General features: G+C 38.3%; 32 protein-coding genes. 26 read left to right on the top strand and 6 right to left on the bottom strand.

Translation table 11 applies throughout. The features are described from left to right. Nucleotides 1–63: 63 nt before the first annotated feature. The 3 genes from IGI50_RS09990 to ffh all read left to right on the top strand — a co-directional run bounded on the left by IGI50_RS09990 (nucleotide 64) and on the right by ffh (nucleotide 2,415). The gene (locus IGI50_RS09990; protein ID WP_218255916.1) at nucleotides 64–525 is read left to right on the top strand and encodes a DUF523 domain-containing protein; all 462 of its coding nucleotides are present in this window, start codon (nucleotides 64–66) and stop codon (nucleotides 523–525) included. Continuing rightward, on the top strand, nucleotides 525–863 hold the full coding sequence (locus tag IGI50_RS09985; protein WP_010746091.1) for a putative DNA-binding protein: 339 nt from the start codon (nucleotides 525–527) through the stop codon (nucleotides 861–863). The genes IGI50_RS09990 and IGI50_RS09985 overlap by 1 nt, the downstream gene beginning before the upstream one ends. 136 nt (nucleotides 864–999) lie before the next feature. Then, a complete protein-coding gene (ffh, locus tag IGI50_RS09980; protein ID WP_010746092.1) occupies nucleotides 1,000–2,415 on the top strand; it encodes a signal recognition particle protein in 1,416 nt (471 codons plus the stop codon). 43 nt (nucleotides 2,416–2,458) lie between these two features. Here the strand turns inward: ffh and IGI50_RS09975 are convergent, their stop codons facing one another. The 4 genes from IGI50_RS09975 to IGI50_RS09960 all read right to left on the bottom strand — a co-directional run bounded on the left by IGI50_RS09975 (nucleotide 2,459) and on the right by IGI50_RS09960 (nucleotide 5,535). Then, nucleotides 2,459–2,947, bottom strand: coding sequence for a VanZ family protein (locus tag IGI50_RS09975; RefSeq protein ID WP_438777586.1), 489 nt, complete (start codon nucleotides 2,945–2,947; stop codon nucleotides 2,459–2,461). A gap of 121 nt (nucleotides 2,948–3,068) precedes the next feature. Next, nucleotides 3,069–4,271: an ABC transporter permease gene (locus tag IGI50_RS09970; RefSeq protein ID WP_438776858.1), complete on the bottom strand. Its 1,203-nt coding sequence runs from the start codon at nucleotides 4,269–4,271 to the stop codon at nucleotides 3,069–3,071. Beyond that, a complete protein-coding gene (locus tag IGI50_RS09965; RefSeq protein WP_438776857.1) occupies nucleotides 4,268–5,152 on the bottom strand; it encodes an ATP-binding cassette domain-containing protein in 885 nt (294 codons plus the stop codon). The genes IGI50_RS09970 and IGI50_RS09965 overlap by 4 nt, the downstream gene beginning before the upstream one ends. Beyond that, nucleotides 5,149–5,535 carry a GntR family transcriptional regulator gene (locus IGI50_RS09960; protein WP_218255908.1) on the bottom strand — a complete coding sequence of 129 codons (387 nt, stop codon included), beginning with the start codon at nucleotides 5,533–5,535 and terminating at the stop codon, nucleotides 5,149–5,151. The genes IGI50_RS09965 and IGI50_RS09960 overlap by 4 nt, the downstream gene beginning before the upstream one ends. A gap of 141 nt (nucleotides 5,536–5,676) precedes the next feature. On the opposite strand from IGI50_RS09960, the gene IGI50_RS09955 reads away from it, so the two are divergent. Next, a complete protein-coding gene (locus IGI50_RS09955; protein WP_218255906.1) occupies nucleotides 5,677–6,240 on the top strand; it encodes a DNA-3-methyladenine glycosylase I in 564 nt (187 codons plus the stop codon). A gap of 84 nt (nucleotides 6,241–6,324) precedes the next feature. Further along, nucleotides 6,325–6,837: a dihydrofolate reductase family protein gene (locus IGI50_RS09950; protein WP_438776856.1), complete on the top strand. Its 513-nt coding sequence runs from the start codon at nucleotides 6,325–6,327 to the stop codon at nucleotides 6,835–6,837. 24 nt (nucleotides 6,838–6,861) lie between these two features. Here the strand turns inward: IGI50_RS09950 and IGI50_RS09945 are convergent, their stop codons facing one another. After that, a complete protein-coding gene (locus IGI50_RS09945; RefSeq protein WP_438776855.1) occupies nucleotides 6,862–7,509 on the bottom strand; it encodes a GNAT family N-acetyltransferase in 648 nt (215 codons plus the stop codon). Nucleotides 7,510–7,774: 265 nt separating this feature from the next. On the opposite strand from IGI50_RS09945, the gene IGI50_RS09940 reads away from it, so the two are divergent. After that, nucleotides 7,775–9,106 (top strand): ISL3 family transposase, encoded by a 1,332-nt coding sequence (locus tag IGI50_RS09940; RefSeq protein WP_218257583.1) that lies wholly within the window; start codon nucleotides 7,775–7,777, stop codon nucleotides 9,104–9,106. Between the two features lie 64 nt (nucleotides 9,107–9,170). Here IGI50_RS09940 and IGI50_RS09935 read toward each other — a convergent pair whose 3' ends face one another. Next, entirely contained in the window at nucleotides 9,171–9,725 is a 555-nt protein-coding gene (locus IGI50_RS09935) for an NADPH-dependent FMN reductase (RefSeq protein WP_222225547.1), read from the bottom strand. A 191-nt stretch (nucleotides 9,726–9,916) separates the two neighbouring features. Between IGI50_RS09935 and rpsP the strand changes: the two genes are divergently transcribed. The 20 genes from rpsP (at nucleotide 9,917) to IGI50_RS09835 (ending at nucleotide 24,938) form a co-directional block, all read left to right on the top strand. After that, entirely contained in the window at nucleotides 9,917–10,192 is a 276-nt protein-coding gene (gene rpsP, locus IGI50_RS09930) for a 30S ribosomal protein S16 (protein ID WP_010740297.1), read from the top strand. 11 nt (nucleotides 10,193–10,203) lie between these two features. Further along, entirely contained in the window at nucleotides 10,204–10,449 is a 246-nt protein-coding gene (locus IGI50_RS09925; RefSeq protein WP_010746101.1) for a KH domain-containing protein, read from the top strand. A 78-nt stretch (nucleotides 10,450–10,527) separates the two neighbouring features. Next, nucleotides 10,528–11,376, top strand: coding sequence for a membrane lipoprotein lipid attachment site-containing protein (locus IGI50_RS09920; RefSeq protein WP_438776854.1), 849 nt, complete (start codon nucleotides 10,528–10,530; stop codon nucleotides 11,374–11,376). 22 nt (nucleotides 11,377–11,398) lie between these two features. Beyond that, nucleotides 11,399–11,923, top strand: a complete 525-nt coding sequence (gene rimM, locus IGI50_RS09915) for a ribosome maturation factor RimM (protein WP_438776853.1) — start codon at nucleotides 11,399–11,401, stop codon at nucleotides 11,921–11,923. Then, nucleotides 11,913–12,650: a tRNA (guanosine(37)-N1)-methyltransferase TrmD gene (trmD, locus tag IGI50_RS09910; protein ID WP_438776852.1), complete on the top strand. Its 738-nt coding sequence runs from the start codon at nucleotides 11,913–11,915 to the stop codon at nucleotides 12,648–12,650. The genes rimM and trmD overlap by 11 nt, the downstream gene beginning before the upstream one ends. 311 nt (nucleotides 12,651–12,961) lie before the next feature. Next, complete coding sequence (gene rplS, locus IGI50_RS09905; RefSeq protein WP_010746105.1) at nucleotides 12,962–13,309, top strand: 50S ribosomal protein L19; 348 nt, start codon at nucleotides 12,962–12,964, stop codon at nucleotides 13,307–13,309. A 370-nt stretch (nucleotides 13,310–13,679) separates the two neighbouring features. Then, a complete protein-coding gene (locus IGI50_RS09900; RefSeq protein WP_161900062.1) occupies nucleotides 13,680–14,342 on the top strand; it encodes a hypothetical protein in 663 nt (220 codons plus the stop codon). A gap of 80 nt (nucleotides 14,343–14,422) precedes the next feature. Beyond that, complete coding sequence (ecbA, locus tag IGI50_RS09895; protein ID WP_438776851.1) at nucleotides 14,423–17,632, top strand: MSCRAMM family collagen-binding adhesin EcbA; 3,210 nt, start codon at nucleotides 14,423–14,425, stop codon at nucleotides 17,630–17,632. A 113-nt stretch (nucleotides 17,633–17,745) separates the two neighbouring features. After that, entirely contained in the window at nucleotides 17,746–18,060 is a 315-nt protein-coding gene (locus IGI50_RS09890) for a YdcP family protein (RefSeq protein ID WP_161900060.1), read from the top strand. 12 nt (nucleotides 18,061–18,072) lie between these two features. Continuing rightward, nucleotides 18,073–18,447: a YdcP family protein gene (locus tag IGI50_RS09885; RefSeq protein WP_438776850.1), complete on the top strand. Its 375-nt coding sequence runs from the start codon at nucleotides 18,073–18,075 to the stop codon at nucleotides 18,445–18,447. A 9-nt stretch (nucleotides 18,448–18,456) separates the two neighbouring features. Continuing rightward, nucleotides 18,457–18,798, top strand: coding sequence for a type II toxin-antitoxin system RelB/DinJ family antitoxin (locus IGI50_RS09880; RefSeq protein WP_161900213.1), 342 nt, complete (start codon nucleotides 18,457–18,459; stop codon nucleotides 18,796–18,798). 63 nt (nucleotides 18,799–18,861) lie between these two features. Beyond that, nucleotides 18,862–20,211, top strand: a complete 1,350-nt coding sequence (locus IGI50_RS09875) for an FtsK/SpoIIIE domain-containing protein (RefSeq protein ID WP_161900058.1) — start codon at nucleotides 18,862–18,864, stop codon at nucleotides 20,209–20,211. Nucleotides 20,212–20,289: 78 nt separating this feature from the next. After that, on the top strand, nucleotides 20,290–20,964 hold the full coding sequence (locus IGI50_RS09870; RefSeq protein ID WP_161900057.1) for a zeta toxin family protein: 675 nt from the start codon (nucleotides 20,290–20,292) through the stop codon (nucleotides 20,962–20,964). After that, nucleotides 20,957–21,121 (top strand): hypothetical protein, encoded by a 165-nt coding sequence (locus IGI50_RS09865; protein WP_202622208.1) that lies wholly within the window; start codon nucleotides 20,957–20,959, stop codon nucleotides 21,119–21,121. Before IGI50_RS09870 ends, IGI50_RS09865 begins: the two co-directional genes overlap by 8 nt. A 76-nt stretch (nucleotides 21,122–21,197) precedes the next feature. Next, on the top strand, nucleotides 21,198–22,340 hold the full coding sequence (locus tag IGI50_RS09860; RefSeq protein WP_438776849.1) for a DNA cytosine methyltransferase: 1,143 nt from the start codon (nucleotides 21,198–21,200) through the stop codon (nucleotides 22,338–22,340). Beyond that, complete coding sequence (locus IGI50_RS09855) at nucleotides 22,330–22,620, top strand: hypothetical protein (RefSeq protein WP_438776848.1); 291 nt, start codon at nucleotides 22,330–22,332, stop codon at nucleotides 22,618–22,620. Before IGI50_RS09860 ends, IGI50_RS09855 begins: the two co-directional genes overlap by 11 nt. Nucleotides 22,621–22,875: 255 nt before the next feature. Further along, nucleotides 22,876–24,060 (top strand): MobT family relaxase, encoded by a 1,185-nt coding sequence (gene mobT, locus IGI50_RS09850; RefSeq protein WP_438776847.1) that lies wholly within the window; start codon nucleotides 22,876–22,878, stop codon nucleotides 24,058–24,060. Further along, a complete protein-coding gene (locus IGI50_RS09845) occupies nucleotides 24,057–24,194 on the top strand; it encodes a DUF3789 domain-containing protein (protein ID WP_438776846.1) in 138 nt (45 codons plus the stop codon). The genes mobT and IGI50_RS09845 overlap by 4 nt, the downstream gene beginning before the upstream one ends. A 4-nt stretch (nucleotides 24,195–24,198) precedes the next feature. After that, a complete protein-coding gene (locus IGI50_RS09840; protein WP_438776845.1) occupies nucleotides 24,199–24,420 on the top strand; it encodes a hypothetical protein in 222 nt (73 codons plus the stop codon). Between the two features lie 14 nt (nucleotides 24,421–24,434). Continuing rightward, nucleotides 24,435–24,938 carry an antirestriction protein ArdA gene (locus IGI50_RS09835; protein WP_438776844.1) on the top strand — a complete coding sequence of 168 codons (504 nt, stop codon included), beginning with the start codon at nucleotides 24,435–24,437 and terminating at the stop codon, nucleotides 24,936–24,938. The last annotated feature ends 114 nt before the right edge of the window (nucleotides 24,939–25,052 follow it).

Here is a 25,052-nt window from a genome sequence, read left to right as displayed (position 1 = left end):
AATGGTATAATGGGAAGGCAGTTTTGTCACCTATTTTCTATTAATTTGATGGGAGAAATAACGATGTTAGGAATTAGTGCTTGTTTAGGCGGCATTGCTTGTCGTTATGATGGCGGTTCAAATGAAATCGCTGATCTGAAAAGATTAGTGGAAACCGGACAAGCCATCATGGTTTGTCCTGAAGTTTTAGGCGGTCTTTCAACACCACGAAATCCCGCTGAAATACAAGGTGGCGATGGAATGGACGTATGGCGCGGACAGGCGCGAGTTTTCGATACTATGGGCAATGATTTAACTGAGGAATTTAAACAAGGGGCTATCAGGGCGTACGAAGAGTTAAAAAAATTACAGATTACAGCTTTGATTTTAAAGGAAAGAAGCCCATCTTGTGGGAGTGGCTTGATATATGATGGCAGCTTCTCAGGTATGCGAATTAAAGGAATCGGTGTAGCAACCGCTTATTTTAAGCAAAAAGGATTAGCCGTGTACTCCGAAGAAAATTGGCGAGAAATGAGGATGACGTAATGGAGATCGAAAAGACGAATCGCATGAATGCGTTGTTTGAGTTCTATGCAACGCTATTAACAGAAAAGCAAATGAATTATATGGAGTTGTATTACGCAGATGATTTTTCCTTAGGAGAAATTGCAGAGGAATATCAGGTGAGTCGGCAGGCGGTTTATGATAATATCAAAAGAACAGAAAAAATTTTAGAGGATTATGAGCGGAAGTTGCATTTGTTCTCTGATTACATCGTAAGAGAGGAACAACTGGACAAACTTGCGCTATATGTAACAGAGCATTATCCTAAAGATGAATTTTTAGCTGAGACAATTATCGGTTTACAGGATTTAGATGAATAGCTCCATCAGCTCTACGTTTTTATTGCTAGATTCAAAATTAGTGACTCTATAGCCTTTTGAATAAAAGGCTTGAAAAAAAATAGAGAATTTGAGTATATTAAATGAAGCAGTTTATTGACAGAAAGGAAAATAAGTCATGGCATTTGAAAGTTTAACGCAGCGGTTACAAGCTGCGATGGGAAAATTACGAAAAAAAGGAAAAATCACGGAATCTGACGTCACTGAAATGATGCGAGAAATTCGTTTGGCCTTATTAGAAGCCGACGTCAATTTACAGGTCGTGAAACAATTTACCAAAGAAGTGCGAACACGTGCATTAGGTGTAGAAGTCATGGAAAGCTTAACACCAGCGCAACAAATTGTAAAAATTGTAGATGAAGAGTTAACAAAGACTCTAGGATCTGAAGCTGTTGGTATTGAAAAATCACCTAAAATTCCAACAGTCATCATGATGGCGGGGTTGCAAGGGGCTGGTAAAACGACCTTTGCTGGAAAACTTGCCAATCAACTGATTAAAAATGAGAAGGCTCGTCCTTTAATGATTGCGGGCGATATTTACCGTCCAGCAGCCATTGACCAATTAAAAGTATTGGGTCAACAATTAAATGTTCCAGTTTTTGATATGGGAACAGAGGTAAGCCCAGTTGAAATCGTACGACAAGGGATGGAACAAGCCCGTGAAAATAAAAACGATTATGTTTTGATTGATACGGCTGGTCGTTTGCATATTGATGAGGCTTTAATGGATGAATTAAAGCAAATCAAAGAAATCGCACAACCAAATGAAATTTTGCTAGTAGTTGATGCCATGACAGGTCAAGATGCCGTTAACGTGGCACAAAGCTTTAATGAACAACTCGGAATTACCGGTGTTGTCATTACTAAATTAGATGGGGATACTCGTGGTGGTGCGGCATTATCAATTCGCGCGGTAACGGGTGCACCAATCAAGTTCATCGGTTCTGGTGAAAAGCTAACCGATTTAGAAGTCTTCCATCCAGATCGAATGTCCAGCCGAATTTTGGGCATGGGTGATATGTTGACTCTGATCGAAAAGGCACAGCAAGATTATGATGAGAAAAAAGCAGAAGAACTTGCTCGCAAGATGAAGGAAAATAGTTTTGATTTTAATGACTTTATCGAGCAGTTGGATCAAGTAATGGGAATGGGACCCATTGAGGACTTACTAAAAATGATTCCTGGTATGAGTCAAATGCCAGGTATTGAAAATGTTAAAGTGGACCCTAAAGATGTTGAACGAAAAAAAGCGATGGTCTTTTCTATGACTCCAGCTGAACGCGAAAATCCAGATTTGTTAAATCCAAGTCGCCGTCGCCGTATCGCTGCTGGATCTGGAAATTCAGTGGTGGAAGTCAATCGAATGATCAAGCAATTTAAAGAATCACGTAAGATGATGCAACAAATGAGTAAAGGCAGCATGCCTGCTGGGATGGATCAAATGTTTGGTACCGGTATTAAAGGTAAGATGGGTAAAATGGCGATGAATCGCATGGTCAAGAAAAACAAGAAAAAGAAAAAGAAACGCAAATAAACAAAATGGTGCTTGTCTCAAATATTGAGATAAGCACCATTTTTTATAAGAAGAAACGCCAATGATAAAAGAAAAAGACTCCTGACAAACTTAATAAAAGGTAAATTTTCGGTTCTTGATTAGGAAACGCTTGGATGCTATTAGGAACCTTGTTGATAATCTTTTTGCTGAGCTGCCAAAAGAGGAAACCAACAAGAGCACCAAGTGTATTCATTAATAAATCATCAATATCTGTTGCACGGCGATTAAAAAGTTGCAGCAACTCGATCATCAACGAAAATTCGAAACCAAGAAAGACGACAGACCGGAGAGCACGATATTGACTCCAAATCAATGGTAACAGGAAGCCAAAAGGAACAAACATGATAATATTAAGAATATTTAATAATCCTACTTCAGATTGGAAGGGCATAAGATTGAGTTCCTCAGGCCTAAAAAGCTCTGGATAGCTAAGAAGGTCCTCGAGGGTTCCGACACCAGTAACAGTAATAACTAAATAGAGATAAAATAGGAAGATCCCTCGCCAAATCATCGAAGAAATGAAAATAGTACCTTCCTTGTCCTTCAAGGTAAAGAATTGATAAATGAGACAGGGTAAAAAAACGCAAGTCATAAGGTAAAGTCGAAAGAAGAGATCTAAAACACCCAAGAAATCACCCCGTCTGATGTTGTAGTTTGTTGATAGCAGAACGAATTTCTTTGAAAAAGACGATGAGCAGGCAAATACCTCCAACAATCAAGAAAATAGTGCCGCTCGTTAGTATTGGTCCAATGATTGAATCCGTTGCGCGATCATAAATTCTTCTTTGGATAAAGTAAGACCAAGGATCAAAGAAATTAATAGTAAGAATAGTCGAGGTAAAAATTGTCATAATCATCCAAATCGGCCATCGGGACTTTCTATACAATAAATAGGTGTTCTCCTTTTCCAATGAAAGGGTTTGGAAACTTTTGTATGCCCAAAAAAGAAGCGTTGAACCCAACAATAAGAAAAGAAGACTCATCCACCAGAAACCGCCCATTTTTCCAACAGAGTAAACAAATAGCGTTTCAGGAAATTGTTTATGCAAAATATTCTTTGATGTGTAAATCATATTTCCTAATCGATAGATAGTAGATGGTACTGAAAGTGTCAACCACCAATACACGCCCCAAGTCAAAGGCCCAAAAACGATATTTCCAACCATGGCTCCAATAAAAATGCTACTAGAAAAAAGTATGAATAATAGGCAAAAATTACTAATGACGGAAGTAAAAAGCTGCCCCAGAGTAGCATTCATATATGGCGCAGGGATCAGAGTATGAATCAATAAAGCATACAAGGATTGTCCGACTAAAATTGAAAGCAAAAATGGTAACGCGACATATAAAAGCTTTTTCTTAAACAAATCTTTTCGTGAAACGCCTAAAGAGAAAAGAAATTGATTGAAGCCTGTTTTTTGATCGATAAAGAAAAGCAAAAAGCCAGCAAGAGGGACAATAAATAATAAGGCAGTTCCTAAATAGAATCGACCAAAGCTTGGGCTATAAGGAATTTTATTCGAATAGTTTTCCGCTTTCATTATCGTTTTAATATCTGGTCTTAATTCATATATAGAGAAAGAATTATAAAAGACCAAGGTTGTATCACGATAATCCTTATAAGATTTATAAGGGACATTTGTCATTTTTTCTTCATCATAATAAGTATAGCTATCGCGATCTGCCTCAAATTGAGCTTTGATTTCAGGATCGTTATAAAAGTCCCTCCATTGATTGCTCTGACTAATTGCCGTGAATATGCAGATACCGACGACTAACAAACAAGCTGCGAACAAAACTTTTTTATATCGTTCAAAATATATCGACCGAATCATTTCATGGCCTCCTTTTTATGAGATTTTAGGTTTGCTTCGAAAAGATCTTCTAAAGAAAGCGGTAATTCTTCATAAACCAACGGATCAAACTCTTTGATTGCTTCTTCAAGTTCCTTTGAAAAACGCTCGAAGACGACAGTTACTACACGACCTTGGAAGTCGAGCATTTTAGAATTTTCCTTTACTAGAGCAGGTACTTTTTTCGTCTTGAATACTAATTGAAGTTTTTTTGCCTTTTCACGCATCTCTTCTAATCGATAGTCTTTACTGATTGTTTGATTTTTTAGGAGTAAGACTCGGTCGACTAAGCTTTCTAATTCAGATAAATTATGAGAGGCGATCAATGCGGTTCTCGATTGCTCACCAAGGTGTTCCATCAATAATCCAATCACTTCTTTTTTGACAATTACGTCTAACCCATCAAAAGGCTCGTCTAATAATAAATATTGAGCATTAGAGCAAATAGCAAGAATTACTTGAAATAAAGCCTGTTGACCTTTTGACAACTGACGGTAACTTCGGTTGAAGAGTAATTCGTGCTTTCTAATCAAATCCATAAATAGGACTTGATCAAATTTAGGGTAGGCCAGCTGATAAAACTTCGCGATTTTTTTTATAGAGTAGGTACGAAGGAAATTCTCTTTTTCATCGATAAAAAAAAGATTTTGTTTGACAGCGGGGTGCTGGAATAGAGATTCTTGATTGATTTGAATATCGCCACTGTCAGGCAAATAGTGTCCAGCAAGTACACGGAACAAGGTGGTCTTACCTGAACCATTTCGACCAACGAGGCCGACAATTTCTTTCTCTGTTAAGGTGAACGATATGTCCTTCAAGACAGGCTGTTGATCAATTGTTTTTGTTAAATTTTTGATATTCAAAATGACGGACCTCCAAAATTATTTTCTGCCTCTTTAATCCATTGAAGCAATTCCTCTTGAGAGATTTGTAAGTGGCGCGCTTCAATCACTAATTCATTTAAATCCTTCTTAAGTTCTTGGACGCGAAGTTCATCTCGAGGAATTTCTTCGATCGAACGAACAAACGTACCTTTGCCTTTTACAGTGACTAGAACTTTTTCGTTCTCAAGCACTTTATACGCTTTACTGATGGTATTGGGATTCATTAATAATTGCTTCGCCATTTCTCTAACTGAGGGAATCTTATCTCCTGGTTGTAGAACGCCATGTAAGATATCTTCTTTGATCCCTAGTACCAACTGTTCATAATATGCTCGACTGCTGTTTTTATCGATACGAACCATCTCTTCACCACCTTAAAAGTCGTTTGTGTGTACTAGTATACATAGTACACTTGATTTAAGCAATGATTTTTTCAATATTTCTGATATACTAAAGGGGAGCGTATGTTCGTTTTTTAAAATTGTAATTTAGGAGTGGTGAAGATGTATCGTTGTCAATGGGCTGGGAGTAATGAAAATATGCAAATCTATCATGATACGACTTGGGGTGTTCCAGAGTATGATGATCAGCGACTTTTTCGAAAATTAGTTTTAGATATGAACCAAGCGGGACTGAGTTGGCAGACCATTTTAAATAAGATGGACAATTTTGATCAGGCTTATAAACAGTTCGAGATCGAAAAAGTCGCACAGTTTGATGAAGAAAAAGTTGAAGAATTGATGCAGAACGCAGGAATTATCCGAAATCGTCGAAAAATCGAAGCTGCGATCATCAATGCACAAAAAATCTTAGAGATGCAGGCTGAGGGCTTAAGCTTTTCCGATTACTTGTGGGGCTTTACGGATCATCAGGTGGTGGATAACCACATTCAATCATCTTCAGAAGTGCCAGCTAAAACGGAGTTATCTGATAAAATTGCGAAGGATTTGAAGAAGCGAGGGTTCAAGTTTGTTGGCAGTACGACGATCTATGCTTTTTTGCAGGCTGTTGGAATCGTCAATGATCACGAAATGTCTTGTTTTCGCTATACTGAACTAAGTAAGTAATATTTTCTGATTTGAACATAACTAGGGAAATATTTGTTGTGCTTGGTACGTTTGGTCAGGTAAATAGGAGAAAGAGGCGGGATAATGGCTAGAGCAGTATTTTATGGAGCAATTAGTTTAGATGGGTATTTAGCAGATAAAGAGGATCGATTGGAATGGCTGTACGGGCAAGAAGGTGGGGAGCTTGTTCCCTATGATGCGTTTTATCAAACAATCGATTACACGATAATGGGCAGGCGGACTTATGAAGCAATCAAACGAGATGCTGAGTTAGAAGCAATTTATCCGGAGAAGAAAAACTTTCTGTTCACTCACTCAACGATTCAAGTAGATGACACGATGCAATTAATTAACGAAGATCCTGTGGAGTTTATAAAGGAGCTGCCTGCAGACAAAACTGTTTGGATAGTAGGTGGAGGCTCTTTATTAAAACCAGTAATAGAGGCGGGAATAATTGAAGAATGGTGGATTCAAATCGTACCGATTTTGTTAGGTGAGGGTGTTCCTTTATTTTTACCCCAATCAAATCAACAAAAGCTTCAACTACTAGAAACAGAGCAATTCGGGCAATTTGCGCAACTACATTTAAAAAAATAAAAAAAAGCCAGATTTCTGGCTTTTTTAATACTCATTTTCATCAATTTCGCTTGCTGCAGCTTCAAATTTTGCCTGACAAGGCAAAACTTTTTTTTCTTTGTTTGGAAATGTCTTATCAAATGCTGCTAAACCTTCAGGATTTGGATATAAACCTGAAGAAAAGATAATTTTACCATGGACATTATCTAAAGCGCCTTCTTTCAAGGGCAACGCCATAATTCCTGTATAAAATTTACCATCAGGCATTGAAATGTTGTATTTTTTTGTACCAATAAAGCCATAAGGATGATAGTGATAAGGGAATCCACCAAGTACAATCGCATCATAGCCCAAACGTTTTGCTTCAGCGATCGAATGTTCAATCAGCATTTTACCATAACCTTGTCTATGATAGTCAGGTTTGATACTAACAGGCCCAAAAGAAATAAGGGGATATTCTGTTCCTTCGGGAGAGACGACTTTGGCATGGCTGTAAAAAATACTTCCGATTATGTTGCCATCTAGTTCAATGACAAAGGTCAATTCAGGAATAAAATCAGGATGCTTGCGAAGTGAATGCGCAACATAATGTTCTTCCGCGCCTGGAAGATATAGATTCCAAAATGCATCACGAGTGATTCCTTCAACAATACGATAATCTTTTTCTTCTTCGAGTCTAATATTTACAGTCAACTAATTTCCTCCAATTTTTTTAATAAATAAAGTATAGCACAGGCAGAATTAAGTGAAGGGAAGAAATAATAAAAAGACTGTAGAATGTCTTAAATTGTCAGGCATCTCTACAGTCTCTGTCGCTAAAATTATTGGCTCTATAATATCTAGTGTTGGTGACACCTTCTGTTGCCAACACTTTTTCTTTTTTTTAATAAACGCAAACAGACACCTTGAAATCCTTTAGAATAAAGTCGACGAAAACCATTCAAAGGAGTGTTTCAAGATGTCCTATTCAGAGTTTACCAAAGAGTTACTAGATATTCTAGACCTAAATCTTACCTTTCATGAGAATGCCTTTCGCAAAGAGCGAATCAAGGACGAGACCTGTTTTGTTTTTGATGGCACATTAACCTATCGACCAGAGGAATGCTTTCATTGCCGCTATGAAAATGATCAAACGATCATTAAATGGGGCTGGAAGAAAGTCTCTATCCTATTAAATGACGTCAGTAACTACAAGACGATTCTGCGGATAAACAAGCAACGCTTTAAGTGTAAACACTGTGGAAAAACTTTTTTAGCCGAAGATTCGGTTAGTGATCGTCACTGCTCCATTGCCCGCAGAGTCAAACAAGCCGTTCTCGAACTATTAAGTGAGCCTCTTTCTATGTCCTTGATTGCACGCATGAAACACGTTTCTCCAACAACGGTTATTCGGATCCTTCGCAGCCTTCGGCCTAAAACCATTTCTTTGAACCAGCCACTGCCAGAAGTGTTGTGTTTTGATGAATTCAAATCAGTGAAAAATGTCTCGGGTGCTATGAGCTTTGTCATGATGGATGGCAAAACCCATCAACTGATCGACATTGTGGAAAATCGTCAACTCGATCCTTTACGCGACTATTTCTTGCGTTATCCCAGAAAGGTACGGGAACAGGTACGCTTGGTTGTTTCAGATTTCTATACACCTTATCGTACATTGGTGAAAGATTGTTTTCCGAATGCCCGAATCGTCGCCGATCGCTTTCATATCAGTCAACACATTGGCCGAGCATTTACCAATCACCGAATTCAGATAATGAAGTCCTTTAGAAAGGGCGACAGTCGATCAAAACATTTAAAGAAATACTGGAAACTGCTTCAGAAGAATGCGTGGGAATTGAAGGGGAGACACCGCTACTGGCGACCTTCTTTTCGGGCACATCTAACGGAAGCAGAAATCGTCGATCGCCTGTTGTCTTACGATGACTCCTTAAAGCAAGGCTACGAAGTCTATCAGCACTTTCTGTCCGCTATCAGAAGACGAGATGTTCCTGATTTCACGAAGCTTTTAAAGGAAAATTACAAAGAGTTACCAGAACACTACCAACCAGTGATTACGACCTTCAAAAAGTACCAAACAGAAATCAAACGCGCGTTGCGGGTTCCCTATTCCAACGGGCCACTGGAATGTTTGAACAACCATATCAAAGTACTAAAACGAATGGCCTATGGCTTTAGAAACTTCCAAAACTACCGAGAACGAATCTTTTTGTATCGCGGAAAGTATTTCAAGAAAACCACCCAAATGAACAAGACCAGAACGACAACACGGCTAGACAGAAGAGCTGCCTAGCCGTGTGAATGACTTGATTATTCTATTGAATTTCTTCACCAACACTCATTGACGAAGAGCCAAATTATTTAGTTAATTTATTGAAAAACTCAATATATTTGTCAGTGATCATCTTGAAGAAGTCAACAGTACCGTCAGCAATATGTCCGTCGTTATCAACTAAGTTCATGATGCCGCCAATATAGGCTTCAGGTTGTTGCAAAGTAGGTACATCTAAGAAAACTAATGATTGACGTAAAGCGTGGTTTGCACCAAAACCGCCAGGGCCACCAGGTGATACCGTCACAACTAAACCAGGTTTACCACCCCAAACGCTGCTGCCCATTGGACGAGAACCAACGTCCAATGCATTTTTCAATGCAGCCGGAACGGAACGATTATATTCAGGTGTTACAAAGAATAATCCGTCTACTTCATTAACGTCGTTTCTTAAACGTGTCCACGCTTCAGGAACAGAGCCTTCCACTTCAAGATCTTCATTATAAAATGGTAGATCACCAATCTCAATAAATTTTGCCTCGAAACCTTCAGGCAATAATTCAGCAAATTGTTTTGCAACGATTTTGTTGTATGAGTCTTTACGAAGACTCCCTACTAAAATACCAATTTTTTTTGTCATAATAATTCCTCCTAAATCGAAATAACAATACATAAGTTATCCTATGAATGTATCTTACAAAAAATAAGTAAAATGTGCAAAGGATATGCTTTGAAAGAAAAATAGAGCTGTAAAGAAAAAACTCTTTACAGCTAACTCAAAGCGTGTTAGACTACATCTTGTGATTAATTATATGGAGGTGTAGTTATACAATGGCAGTTAAAATTCGCTTGAAACGTATGGGTTCTAAAAAGAAACCTTTCTACCGTATCGTTGTTGCTGATTCTCGTTCTCCTCGTGATGGACGTTTTATCGAAACTGTGGGTACTTACAATCCTTTGAAAAACCCTGCAGAAGTCGTATTAAAAGAAGAAGATGTTTTAAACTGGTTACAAAAAGGTGCACAACCTTCTGATACAGTTCGTAACATCCTTTCTAAAGAAGGCATCATGCAAAAACACCACGACGCTAAATTCGCTAAGAAATAAGGTGATCAATTATGCAAGATTTAACTAACCTTGTGTTGACCATTGTCCACCCTTTGGTGACAAAACCTGAAGAAGTGAAATTAGAGATCGAAGAGTCTAAAGATTTCTTAGAGTACAACTTAACGGTTGCACCCGAAGATATCGGTAGAATTATCGGAAAACAAGGCCGAGTGGCAAAAGCGATCCGTACGATCGTCTACAGCGTTCGGACAAATGGCCCGAAAAAAGTTCGGCTTAACATCGTGGATGGTAAATAAAGTAAAGCACTCGAGTCAGTTTGATTCGGGTGTTTTTTCGTTAAAAATACGGTAAACTATGGGTGGAGGTGTTCCATCATGAAAAAATATTTGTTGTTGTTTAGTGCGTTGTTTGTTTTGGCCGCTTGTAATTCAGGAAGTAATGATTCAAAAGATAGTACGACAAAATCGACCACCACGGAGACTGGAAAAAACAGCTCGAAAAAAAGTACATCTACTTCAGAAAAAGCTGATTCAACAAACGACAGCTCAACTAAAAATTCGTCGACTAGTTCAAATACACAAACAAGTTCGACAAAAACCGATTCATCTCACGGCAATCATGCCATGTCAGCATGGGATGAGCTAAAAGCCAATTATCCAAATGACAAATTCCCTGATCCTGCAACCATCAGTGGAGGAAAACAAATCGGTATCGCTGCTTCTGAAGAGCAGGGAACGCTAAAGGTTAATTACTATGCTGTTAATGAGGATACACCATTCAATGATCCTTCTCTTAACGAACAAACACCCGTCGCTCAATTCCAACGTAAAACCGTTGATTCAAAAGAAACTGCTCGAAATGAAGTTGGGCAAACCTATGATCAAAATGGTCAGCAGGTGGATTTAGGTCACCAGATTATCGGCTATCGCAGCGCTGGAGCCGGCTCTAGCTTCATTATGTGGAAAGAAGGCAATTGGAGTTTAGCTGTGCAAGCAAATAATCTTGAGCAAGAAGATCCTATACCATTAGCGAAACAAACGGTTGAATACCTGGAAAGTGCTTTTTTACCTGTTCCAAAGGATGCTGGGCAGATTTCTTTGCGGGTAGCACCAGGCGATTATCAATCAAATCGTGTGGTTTGGCAAGATAATCAAACTGTTTATACCATCATGAATGGGGATTCAATGAACAGCTTGAAGATGGCTGTCTCAATGGCAAAATAGATGAAAAGAAAGAGGAAGATTCGTGACAAATTATTATAAAGTCGGAAAGATCGTCAATACTCACGGTATTCGTGGAGAAGTACGTGTGATTTCCACTACTGATTTTACGGAGGAACGTTATCAAGTCGGGGAACAGCTTTTCTTGTTTCGTGACAAGCAAGAGGTCCTTCCGCTGAAGATCTCAAGTTATCGCAGACATAAAAATTTTGATTTACTGAGCTTTGAAGGCTATGAAAATATCAATCTAGTTGAACCTTTTCGCGATGGAATCCTAAAAATTTCGGAAAAACAATTAAGTGAGTTAGACGAGCATGAATATTACTATCATGAGATTATTGGGCTGACTGTCCTTGATGAAGATGAAAAAGAAATTGGTAAGATCACGGAGATTTTATCTCCAGGTGCGAATGATGTTTGGGTCGTGAAGCGCAAGGGTCAAAAGGATGCATTAATTCCTTACATCGAATCTGTCGTGAAAGACATCGATTTAACTGAAGGGGTCGTCCACGTGGAAATTCCAGAAGGGTTGTTGGACGATGCGAATTGATGTATTGACATTGTTTCCTAGAATGATTGAGGAACCATTAGGCCAGTCAATTATCGGAAAAGCTGTTGAGAAAGATTTATTGGAAATTAATGTTCATGATTTTCGCCAATACTCAGATAACAAGCATAAACAGGTAGATGACTACCCATATGGCGGAGGAGCTGGAATGCTGCTAAAGGTTCAGCCGATTTTCGAAAACTTGAAAGCAATCGAAGCAGAAACAGGTAATCAAAAAAAACGGATTATTCTGCTTGACCCTGCTGGGAAACCCTTTAATCAAAAAATGGCAGAGGAATTCTCCCAGGAAGAACAACTCGTGTTTATTTGTGGACATTACGAAGGCTATGATGAACGGATTCGCTCATTAGTGACGGATGAGGTGTCGTTAGGGGACTACGTCTTAACCGGCGGTGAGCTGGGCGCAATGGTCATGATCGATGCGACAGTTCGCTTATTACCGGATGTTTTAGGCAATCAGACATCAGCCAAAACGGACTCGCATTCCACTGGTTTGCTGGAACATCCGCAATATACTCGTCCGGCAGAATTTGAAGGGATGGGTGTACCTGAAGTTTTAATGAATGGCAATCATCGGTTGATCGAAGAATGGCAATTGAAGGAATCATTGCGTCGTACCTATTTACGTCGACCAGACATGCTGGAGAAAGTAGAATTAACACCAGAGATGGAAAAATTCTTAGCAGAGATAAAACAGGAAGAACAATAAACATTCAGAAAGTCCTTAAATAGTTAAGGCTTTCTTGTTTAGAGGAAAAATAGAAATTTACAAATTGAAAACGACAAGTATCGCTTATAGTAACTATTAGTTGTCCGGTTGCTGTAACCAAAATGTTTTTTCAGTAACAGCTTATCAACACCCACAGCACAATAAAAATAATTTCTTCTGACAAGAATTTTATCTTTACAGATAGATATTCCTCTGTTAGAATGTTCTGGTGAGTGCAAAGCTCATCTATTATACGATGTTCCGCTGGGACGACCGTCCTAAGAATGTTTGGAATAAGGAGAATGATAAAGATGAATCCATTGATTCAAGAACTAACTCAAGAACAATTACGTACTGACATCCCAGCATTCCGCCCTGGGGACACTGTTCGTGTTCACGCGAAAGTTGTCGAAGGAACTCGCGAACGTATCCAGTTATTCGAAGGCGTTGTAATCAAACGTCGTGGAGCTGGTATCAGCGAAACTTACACTGTACGTAAAATCTCTAACGGTGTTGGTGTGGAACGTACTTTCCCACTACACACACCACGTGTTGCTAAAATCGAAGTTGTTCGTTACGGTAAAGTGCGTCGTGCAAAACTTTACTACTTACGTGCATTACACGGAAAAGCAGCTCGTATCAAAGAAATCAGAAGATAAACACGGAAAACTTCCTTGGAAATCTGAAATCTGTGAAAAGTCCTTGTATATCAAGGGCTTTTTCTTTTTTCTCTATCACAGTTTTAAGCCAATTTTGGCTGTTTTGGGTCATTTTTTCCTCAAATTCCTCTGAATTGTCCTAGATTGTCCGACTTTGACTATCACTGTCGTCAAAATAGGGAAAAATTTAGTAGTCAGTCTGACGACAAATGTAATACGGAAAAAACCAAAACATTTACCGAATTTAGCAACTTTTGAATCCGAGTTACTAAAAAGGTCGACTTTTTAAAAAAAAACCAAAACATATACTTCTCTACTAAAAAGTTGATGTGATAGACTTCTATCTAAATAAATTCTAGGAGCTTTTATTGTGAAACAAGATGATGGTCGTATTGTTTGGAAAAACATAAGTGACTTAAAACTTATTTTAGTAATTAATGAATTCATTGAAAAACACGGAATTAAATCTAGTCGTCAATATCAGAAAAAACTATCAGAGAATCCAAATACTGCTCCAAGCATGTGGTTTATCAATCAAAAATATGGATCATGGGAAAAATTATTAGCTAGTATTGGCATTGAAAATACTGAATATGGAAAATGGGCTAAAACACCAGAAAAAGATTTATTGAAAATAGTAGAGACTTTTATTAAAGTTGAGAAGATAACTTCTCAACGGATGTATGAAAAAAAATCAGTAGGGAAAGACGTTCCTTCGTTAAGTACATTGAAAAAGAGATTTGGAGATGTAAGGCATCTGTTTAGAAAGAATACAGAGGAATCTTTACTTACCCATTTTGAGTTGTTGTTAGAATTAAGAAACGAACTAATTCGGTTAAGGTTACAAGATGATTTATCAATGACGAAGTTCCGAAAACTTTCAGGATCCTCGAATTTACCGTCAGTTGATACAATTATGAAAAGGACAAATAAAAATTGGGAAGAGTTGATGACAGAAATAGGGTTTGATTATCGAAGAATCAAAATCTATAAGCAGAGAAACAACTTATCTAAAAAGAAGAAAACTGAATAGTAATACTCTGGGCTAGACATTCAAAATTAAAAATTTGGATGTCTTTTTTTATTACCCAAAAATGAAAGGAGACTCATTCTATGAAAAGAACTAGATTTAGAAATTGGCGCTTGTTTGCTATTCTAGGAGTACTGTGTCAAACAATCGGGGGTTCAATAGTACCAACGAATGCTTTTGCGAGCGAATTTGACTATCCGCAAGAAGTGACAATCACCTATGACATGAATAAGCTTTATGAAGTAAACGGAAAATTTAGTGATGGAAGTATACTTTCAGAAGTAACAACAACATTATATGCAGAATATGATGGTAAAAAGCAAACAGTATTTTGTATTGAACCAGGAGTTAAAATTCCTACAGAGGTTACACCTGGTTATGAGAAAAATCCCTTACCATCTATGCCAGAAAAAGCAAAATTGGTTTCCGTTCTTTGGAAATACGCAGGGACTGATATGGATACCAATATAGTTGCACAAAAAATGATTTGGGAAGAAGTTAATGGTTATACTCTAAATTCAATCAAAAGACCGGATGGTAGTTCGATAAACATTGCTGAGATTGAGTCCAAAATCAATCGAGTAATTGAAGAGTATCAAAAAAAACCAAGTTTCCATAATTCTACGTTGAAAACGGTGTTAGGCCAATCGACTACTGTGACTGATACGGAAGGAGTGAACTTGTTTGAATTTGATGAAGTAATCCAAAATACGGCAAATGTTGATTATCATGTTAATGGCAATCGACTGGTGATTACACCAAATGTAAATTCAAAACAAGGAGTGCTGACACTAAAAAAAACCGCAGATAATGGAACACCTGTCACTTATAAAAAATTTGGGAGTCAAACTGTAATGGCAGGGGCAATTGATAAGCCCAACACTTATACTATTAAAATTGATGTTGAAACAAAGGGTTCACTGAAAATTAAAAAGGTTGACAAGGAATCTGGTAATGTTGTTCCAGGGACAGTATTCCATTTAGATTTTGGGAAAGTTCTTCCCGAAAAAGATGTTACTACCGATAAAGATGGGCTTGCTGACATTGATGGGATTCCACATGATACAAAAGTAACGATTACTGAAAAATCAGTCCCAGCACCTTATACGATTGATACTACACCAATGACCGCAACGATAAAGGCTGGCGAAACCATTTCAGTGACTTCTAAAAATACGCGTGAAAAAGGTCAAATTATTTTGGATAAGACTGGGGTAGAAACGGGAGATAATCTTTGGAGTGAGAATTATTCCCTAGCGGGCAATACCTTTGCCATTCGTAAAGGTAGCCCGACTGGTGAAATCGTTCAAGAAATTACTACCGATGAAAAAGGGCATGCGGAAACACCAAAAGATATTTCTGACGCATTGGAATTGGGCACGTATTATGTGACAGAAACAAAGGCTAGTAATGGTTTTGTGAACACCTTTAAACCAGTAAAAGTTGAATTGAAATATGCCAACCAAACTGTAGCACTTGTTACCAGTCATGTCGAAGGTAAAAACCAAGAAATTACTGGCGAAACGACTTTGACGAAGGAAGATAAAGATACTGGGGATAAGACTCAAGGAAAAGCAGAATTTACAGGTGCAGAATACACTTTGTTTACTGAAAAAGATGGTCAAGCCGTCAAATGGGCGGATGCGTTTAAACCAGAGTTAGTAACAGGAACGAAAGCTTCTGAGGAAAGAGTCACTCTAACGCTAGATGAAAACAATCAAGTGGCGGTTAAGCATTTGGCCCTCAATGAGTATTATTGGCAAGAAACGAAAGCACCCGAAGGCTATACTTTGGATGAAACAAAATATCCTGTCTCAATAAAAAAAGTTGATGACAACGAGGGAAATGCGGTGATTACGTGCGATGTCACAGCGAAGGAACAAGTAATCCGCTTTGGTTTTGATTTCTTCAAGTTTGCTGGATCTGCTGCTGGAACTGCCGGAACCGGGTTTAATGATTTGACTTTCAAATTAATACCGTTGGAAGGAACCAATGAAATTACCGGCGCTGAAGATGAGGCAACGACAGGTTACAATGAACAATTGGGATTTAATGGATACGGCAAGTTTGAAAACATTCCTTATGGTGACTATTTATTGGAAGAGGTTAAGGCGCCAGAAGGATTTCAGAAGATTCAGCCTTTAGAAATTTGTTCTAATTTCAAGGAAAATAAAGAAAACTATGACAAAAGCGAGTATATCTTTACCATTACGGAACAAGGTCAAAAACATCCGATTAAGACTGTAACGGTTCCTTATGAGAAATTAACCAATAATGATTTTTCTGTTAGCTTGAATCGGTTGATGCTCTATGATTTGCCTGAGGAAGAAGATAGTTTGACTTCCCTCGCAACTTGGAAAGATGGCAACAAAGAATTAGCTAATTTAGATTCTACTGAGTTAATTGATAAATTGAGCTACAACCTGCATGAAATTAGAAAAGATTGGTATGTGGTGTCCCAGGCGATTGACGTTCAGGCAACGAAAGAAGCACAAGAAAAAGATGAAAAGGCGAAACCAGTTGTGATTGCTGAAACAACTGCTGCGTTATCCAATAAAGAAAAAGCTGGCACTTGGGAGATACTTCATAAACTGACGGCTGAACAAGTTTTGGACAAAACAATCGTCTTATTCAATTATGTATATGAAGACAAAAAGTCCTATGATGCCGGCGATGAACCAGTTGCCGAAGATGCCAGCTTGAATAATCAAGCCCAAACGGTGAATTGTACGGTTGAACGTCATGTATCAATTCAAACCAAGGCTCACTTAGAGGATGGTTCACAAACCTTCACTCATGGGGATGTAGTGGATATGTTTGATGATGTTTCCATTACTCATGATGTACTAGACGGATCAAAAGAAGCTTTTGAAACAATCCTGTATGCTTTACTTCCAGATGGAACAAACAAAGAAATTTGGAAATCTGGCAAGATTGATTATGAAGTGAATGACAAAGAATTCACCAGAACTGTGCTTGCTGAAAAAGTAGATACCGGCAAGTATCCTGAAGGCACCAAGTTTACTTTTACGGAAATTAATTACGATAAAGATGGAACTATCAATGGCAAGCATAATGAAGACTTGTCAGAAAAATCGCAAACACTATCACCAATAGAGGTTCCAACAATTCCTAGTACACCAGAACAACCCAAAGCATCTACGATACCAGGAGATTCAACAGTGAAAGAATTCCCTAAAACTGGTGAAAAGAATTCCACCCTTTTATTGTTTATCGGCTTTACTTTGATTTTTGTAACGGCTGGTTACTACTTCTGGAATCGTCGAAATTAAGAATGATTGAATGAAAAAATTTAACTATATGAAGCAATGTGCGCGACCACCTCCAGATTATAGTGGTCGTGCTATTTTTGTATCCAAAACTAAAAATGAAAAGAGGAAAAATAATGGAATTAAAATTTGTCGTGCCAGATATGACAGAGACTTTTGGAAAAATAACTTATGGTGGGGAAGGAAGAATTCTCACAGAAGGGTATGGTCGAAACACTTCTGTAATTGGACGTAGTTACCATTTATATTCTAGTAAACAACGCGCCGATGATATTGAGGTAGTGGTAGCAGCAGAGGCCGGTGAAAAAGATTTTGACCAAGATCAACCGTTAAAAGCAGTCAATCCTCACTTAGTTGCCAATGGTTATGAAATCGAAAACCGAGGTTTTACGGATTATGTATTGTATGTCGATGATTTAGTGAAAGCATAGGGGGAAGAGAATATGAGATTAGCAGAAGGTATTGTCGTAGATTCAGAATTAACGTTTGGCAAGTTGCGTTTTTCAGCACTGCGTCGAGAAGTACGCAAGCAAAATGAAGATGGGACGGTTAGTAATGAGGTAAAAGAGCGGACGTATAATTTGAAATCATCTGCTCAAGGTCGAATGATTCAAGTGAGCATTCCGGCGAATGTACCTTTACGAGAGTTTGGCTATGACACTGAGATCGAATTAGTAAACCCAGTCGTGGATACTGTTGCGAATTATGTTTTCCGTGAAGGAACGACAGTTAATTGGTTTATTAAAGCAGATGATTTGGTATTGAAACGTCAAATCAATCAAGGTAATTCTGATGTTAAAAATGAGGGAAAGAAATAGGTGAAGAAAATGGAAATCAATGTCGAACATATTTTAGACTGCTTGGATCAGTATGGAAAGGGGGAGTTGACGAGTGAACAAGTTAATGAAGCACTGACAGTAGATGAAAAGATGTTTCTCCTTATGCATCCGGAATTTTTTGAAACGGAAGAAAATGTGGATGAGTTGGACGTCCTAGATTGGTTAGACGAAGCTGGCTCTTTCTATATAGTGGTGGAAGTAGATGAACGTCTTTGTCGGGAAGCGGAATCAGTGATAGAAACACTGGGAATGGAAATGCCCACTGTGATTGAAGGATTTTTGCAACAACTCATCCAAACTAAACAGTTTCCCGCCAAGGTAAATAATTAAAGAAAATAGTGGAAAGCGGCCCAATTAAACTTCTTTGGGTCTTTTTTTGGAGGTGAAGAAAAAGTGTATTACAAAGGACACCGTATACGTGCAGGAGATCAAAATCTAATTTATCACTTTGTTCTTGGATGGCTGATAATCCTATTTTTAGGTTGGCTGAGTATCTTTTATCTCGATGAACTTCTGAGTCTTGATTTTACAAAGTTATCGTTACTAAGAATAGAAAGGTCTTGGTCCATCTGGGATTTGATTTTTATACTTGCAAGTATGGCACTATCAGGGAGTATGATATTACTTTATATTCATTTTTTTCCCAATCATTGGCGGAGCCTGTGGCATCGACAAAAGCTGGCGCGAATGATTTTAGAAAATCACTGGTATGAAGTGAAACAATCGCAGCAGGAAGGTTTTTTCAAAGACCTCAATAGCAATCGAACTAAAGAGACAATCAGTTACTTTCCCAAAATCTATTATCGAATGAAGGACGGTCTACTTTCAATTTTTGTTCAAATCTCGCTAGGCAAGTATCAGGATCAGCTCTTGAAGTTGGAAAAAAAGTTGGAAAGTGGATTGTACTGTGAGCTAGTAGAAAAGGAGTTGAAAGATTCTTATGTCGAATATACGTTGCTCTATGATATGATCGCCAATCGGATTGGAATTGAGGAAGTCGTAGCAGAAAACGGCAGTTTGCGATTGATGAAAAACCAAGTATGGGCGTATGATTCATTGCCCCATATGTTAATAGCTGGCGGTACGGGCGGTGGGAAAACCTATTTTTTATTAACGATTATTCAAGCTCTACTAAAATCTGATGCGGAATTGTTTGTCCTCGATCCGAAAAATGCAGATTTGGCGGATTTAACTACCGTAATGCCCCACGTTTATTATCAGAAGGAGGAGATTTCTACTTGCGTGGCGAATTTTTATGAACGTATGATGGCTCGTAGTACGGCGATGAAAGAAATGCCAAACTACAAAACAGGAGAGAATTATGCGTATCTAGGACTTGCGCCAAATTTCTTGATTTTTGATGAATATGTGGCTTATATGGAAATGTTAACGACAAAAGAGAGTGCCGTGATTTTAAATAAACTCAAGCAAATTGTCATGTTAGGCCGACAATCAGGTTTCTTTTTAGTTCTTGCTTGTCAAAGACCTGATGCAAAATATCTGGGAGACGGGATTCGTGATCAGTTCAATTTTCGTGTCGCTTTGGGTCGAATGAGTGATCTTGGATATTCCATGATGTTTGGTGAAGTTGATAAAAATTTCTTTATGAAGCGAATCAAAGGTCGTGGCTATGTCGATACAGGAGGTAGCGTGATCAGTGAGTTTTACACGCCATTGGTTCCAAAGGAATATGATTTTTTAAGTTCTATTCACAAATTAGTAAAAATAGATAGGAGTAATTGAATAACTTTCAAAGACTGACTTTATACTGAAAATGACGTATAATACTTGTAATGGATGGAGAGAAAGGGGAGGAAAAAAGTGGAAATGAATGATTCTTATTTAGAATACGCAAAAGCAAATAAGGATAAGTTTATTTCTTGTATTATCGAAGGAAAGTCCCCTGAAGCTGGTCGAGATGCGGTCTTTATGGCTGGAAGTCCTGGTGCTGGAAAATCAGAAGTTGCGATTGGCTTGGCTGAAAATTATGATAATCATGTGATTATTGATGCCGATTTTTTTCGTACACAATTTCCTGATTACAATGGGAAAAATTCTAGCCTTTTCCAAAAAGCATCTTCGTGGTTAGTTGAACAGTCCCTCAAATATGTTTTGGAGTATGGCTATTCATTTATATTAGATGCTACATTTGCTATATTGAGTGCTGAAAAAAATATTTCTCGAGCATTGAAAAATCATTTTCGAGTAACAATTTTCTATGTTTATCAAGATCCGAAGACTGCATGGCATTTTACTCAAAAGCGCGAAATTGCGGAAGGTCGCCATGTTCCGAAAAAAGCGTTCATTAATGCTTTTTTTAAATCAAGAGAAAATATTGAAAAAGTAAAGAGCAAACATCCAGATGTATTGCTTCATATCATTATCAAAGATTATATGAATAATATTTCTGAAGTTCATTATGCCGCAGATAATCTTGAGTTATTTTTGCCATTACAGTATAGTGAGGAAGATTTGGAGGTTCAATTACATGACTGAGAAAGAACAAGTAACGAATATTGTAAAAAAATATAATAAGAGCATTGCTGATTTATCAGAAAAGGCTACTGCGAAAGAATTTAAAATGGTAATTAAGTATATTGCCGATCAAGCCAATGAAAAACAAAGAAAATTGGTTGGATTAGATAAGAAATAGAAAGGTAAAACAGTTATTTATGAGCCAAGAACGAAAATGTTCTTGGCTTTTTTCTTTGCAAAGAAATGGGTGAGTTATGACTTTTTTAGATTTATTTGCCGGTATTGGTGGTTTTCGTCTTGGCATGGAACAAGCTGGACATCACTGTATCGGCTTTTGTGAAATTGATGAATTTGCTAGACGTAGCTATAAGGCAATCCATAATACGAAAGAGGAGGTGGAAATGTATGACATCACAAGTGTACCAGACGAGCTTGTTCAATCCCTCGGACCAGTTGACATCCTTTGCGGTGGCTTTCCGTGCCAAGCTTTTTCAATTGCGGGAAAGCGGAAAGGATTTTCCGATACTCGAGGTACTCTATTCTTTGAAATCGCTCGGTTCGCCGCTCTTCTCCAACCTAAGCTTTTATTCCTTGAGAACGTCCGAGGATTGCTTAATCACGAAGGAGGGGCTACGTTCGAAACGATCCTCCGAACGTTGGATGGATTGGGGTATGATGTGGAATGGCAGGTGCTTAACTCAAAGGCCTACGTTCCCCAAAGCCGTGAGCGAGTATTTCTTATCGGACATTCTCGAGACGCATGTACCGAACAAGTATTTCCTATCCTTGGATCGTCTGCAGCATCTGATCAAAAAATCAGAAACTTGCTGAATATTAATCCCTCCAATCGCGGGATGGGTGGGCAAGTCTATGGTTCAGACGGTATTTCGCCAACACTAACAGGTGATGAGAGTATAAAAATTGCTCAGCCAGTAAAGGAGAGCATATTGGTGGCGGGTATGTTGCCTGGAAATTATGAACAAGATAAACGAGTTTATGATATCACTGGAACAGCGCCAACCTTGTCCACGAAACAAGGTGGCACAAAAATCATGGTTCGCAAAAATGAAACAGAATATCAAGAAGTCAAGCCAGGGGATAGTGTGAACCTGGCTTTTCCTCGTTCTAAAAGTCGCCGTGGTCGTCTTGGAAAACAGAGTGTTCATACTTTACTGACAGGAGACCAACAAGCAGTTCTCACAGAAGAATATCAGATACGTAAATTGACACCGCGAGAGTGCTGGCGGCTACAAGGATTTCCTGACTGGGCTTTTGAAAGAGCAGCAAAAGTGAATTCAGATAGTCAGTTGTATAAACAGGCTGGAAATTCTGTAACAGTTCCGGTCGTTTTTGATATTGCCAGAAGATTAAAGGAGGCGGAGGTCCATGATTTATGATGAATTAATTGGGGAAGTTTATTGGGTGATTGGAAAGATTCAGTCAGACCCAGAATTGGAAGAGCAATTACGTTGGCTAAACTTTGAAATTCGCAAGAATGGGGTGAAAGTCGCTAGTGATCCTTATTTGATGGACGAGGAGAGTGATCCTCGAATTGAAATAAATCAAGTAATCGCAGAATTTGAACGGATTGCGGACCAAGCGAAAGAACTGGATATTCGTCAATACTTGTTAGAAATGAAAGCAGAGCTTGAGGCAGATGGCATTACGGATGAATGACAACTAAGTAACCAAACTGATAGGCACTGACCGCGGGGGATTTGCGAAGCAGAAATCCTCTGCGGTGCTGTGCCTGTTCATGGACGGCGTTAGCCGGCCATGATGTTTCACCCCCCGTATCTAACAGGGGGGTACAAAAACACAAAAAACAAGCAAGCAGCGATTAAGAATTGTTGTTATAGCAAGAATAATTAGCTGTTTGACCCGATGTTAACTCATTTGAAAAATTTAACATACTCATTTGGAGGTGAGAACTTGGCACAACGAAACTTAGATTATCGTTTATTAAAAGAGCGACGCACTCAATATGGTGTTTCTCAAAATAAATTGGCTACTGCTTGTGGATTGAGTCGTCCCTATTTGAATCAAATGGAAAATGGTGGCGTGACGGCATCTGCGAAGACAATGAGAAAAGTATTCGACCAATTGGAAAGTTTTAATCCTGATTTGCCTTTGACGTTACTATTTGATTACGTGAGAATTCGGTTTCCCACAACGAATGCCCGAAAGATTGTGCAAGAGATTTTGCATTTGAAATTTGACTATATGCTTCATGAAGACTATGCCTTTTATTCTTACCAAGAACAATACATCATGGGTGATATTGTGGTGATGCTTTCTCATGAGGAAGAGAAAGGAGTTCTTTTGGAATTGAAGGGGCGAGGGTGTCGACAATTTGAAACCTTTTTGCTCGCTCAAAAACGTAGCTGGTATGACTTCTTCGATGATTGTCTAAAAGCAGGGGGCGTGATGAAACGCTTGGATTTAGCAATCAATGATCGGATTGGATTATTGAATATTCCTGAATTAACGAGAAAATGTCAGAAGGAAGAATGTATTTCTTTGTTTCGTACCTTTAAGAGTTACCATTCGGGTGAACTTTTAAAATCAGATGAAAAAGATGGGATGGGAAATACTTTGTATATCGGGAGCCTCAAGAGTGAGGTTTATTTTTGTTTGTACGAAAAAGACTATGAGCAATATATCAAATTGGGGATTCCATTAGACCAGACTGAAACGAAGAATCGCTTTGAAATCCGATTGAAAAATGATCGTGCTTATCATGCGATACAAGATTTGTTAAAAGGGCGAAGTATTGAAAGTACCGCATTTTCCATTATTACCCGCTACTTACGATTTGCAGATAAAGTCGAAGGGAAACGGCGAACGAACTGGCCGCTAAATGAACAATGGGGTCGCTTTATCGGGCGAAATCGCAAGGAAATTCAACTGACTTCTGAACCGAAGCCGTATACCATTGAAAGAACGTTAAACTGGCTGGGGCGACAAGTAGCACCTACTTGGAAGATGGCTAAGGAGTTAGATCGGTTAAATCAGACAACTTATATTCTTGATATGGTACAGAATGCTCAGTTATCGGATCGGCATAAAAAGATTTTGGAGCAACAAAGTATGGCGATTGAAAACTTAATTATATGAAAAGAGGAGTCAGTATGGGAATTGTAAAAGTTATTTTATTGGTATTCGGTGGTGACATAATTGGTGTCACCGTGATGTGTTTGATGAATGTAAGTGAAGCTGCAGACCGAGTAATGGAAAAGAAAGGAAAGTGATGAAATGAATTTTGGACAGAATTTATATCAATGGTTTTTAACCAATGCCCAATCCTTAGTTTTATTGGCGATTGTGATCATTGGTTTGTTTTTAGGCTTCAAACGTGAGTTTTCCAAACTGATTGGCTTCTTGGTAATTGCTTTAATTGCGGTAGGATTGGTCTTTAATGCAGCGGGCGTGAAAGATGTTCTACTCAATTTGTTTAACCGGATTGTCGGCGCATAAGGAGGAATCAGACTATGGAGCAGATGCGAATTTATATTGCGAACCTTGGGAAATATAATGAAGGAGAGCTGGTGGGGGCGTGGTTTACCCCACCTGTTGATTTTGATGAAGTTAAAGAACGTATTGGACTAAACGATGAACACGAGGAGTATGCGATTCATGATTATGAACTTCCTTTTGAGATTGATGAATACACACCGATTGAAGAGATTAATCGGTTGTGTGAACTAGCAGAAGAGCTAGACGGAACCCCAATCGGAGAAGTTGCTTCAGAAATTCAACATGCCTTCTTCAATTCTTTTGAGGAGATGGTGGAACATGTGGATGATATTATTTGTTATCCGGATTGTAATGATATGAGTGATGTGGCGTATTATTTGATTGAAGAAACTGGTGTTTTGGGTGAGGTACCGACTAATCTTCAGAATTATATTGATTATGAGGCTTATGGCCGTGACTTGGAGATTGAAGGAAATTATCTGGTAACTAGTCGTGGTGTGTTTGAATATATAGTCTAGAAATTCTTATTAAGAAATATTTTATTGGTATAAAGGTATTTTTGTCTGCTTCACATAGCAAATGGAATAAAAATCACATTTTTGTCCCAATATATGTATTTTTGTCCCGAAATG

The sequence above is a fragment of the Enterococcus sp. DIV0170 genome, assembly GCF_051710765.1.
Classification (GTDB): Bacteria; Bacillota; Bacilli; order Lactobacillales; family Enterococcaceae; genus Enterococcus_A; species Enterococcus_A raffinosus.
This window is presented reverse-complemented; position numbering and strand designations above follow the sequence as displayed.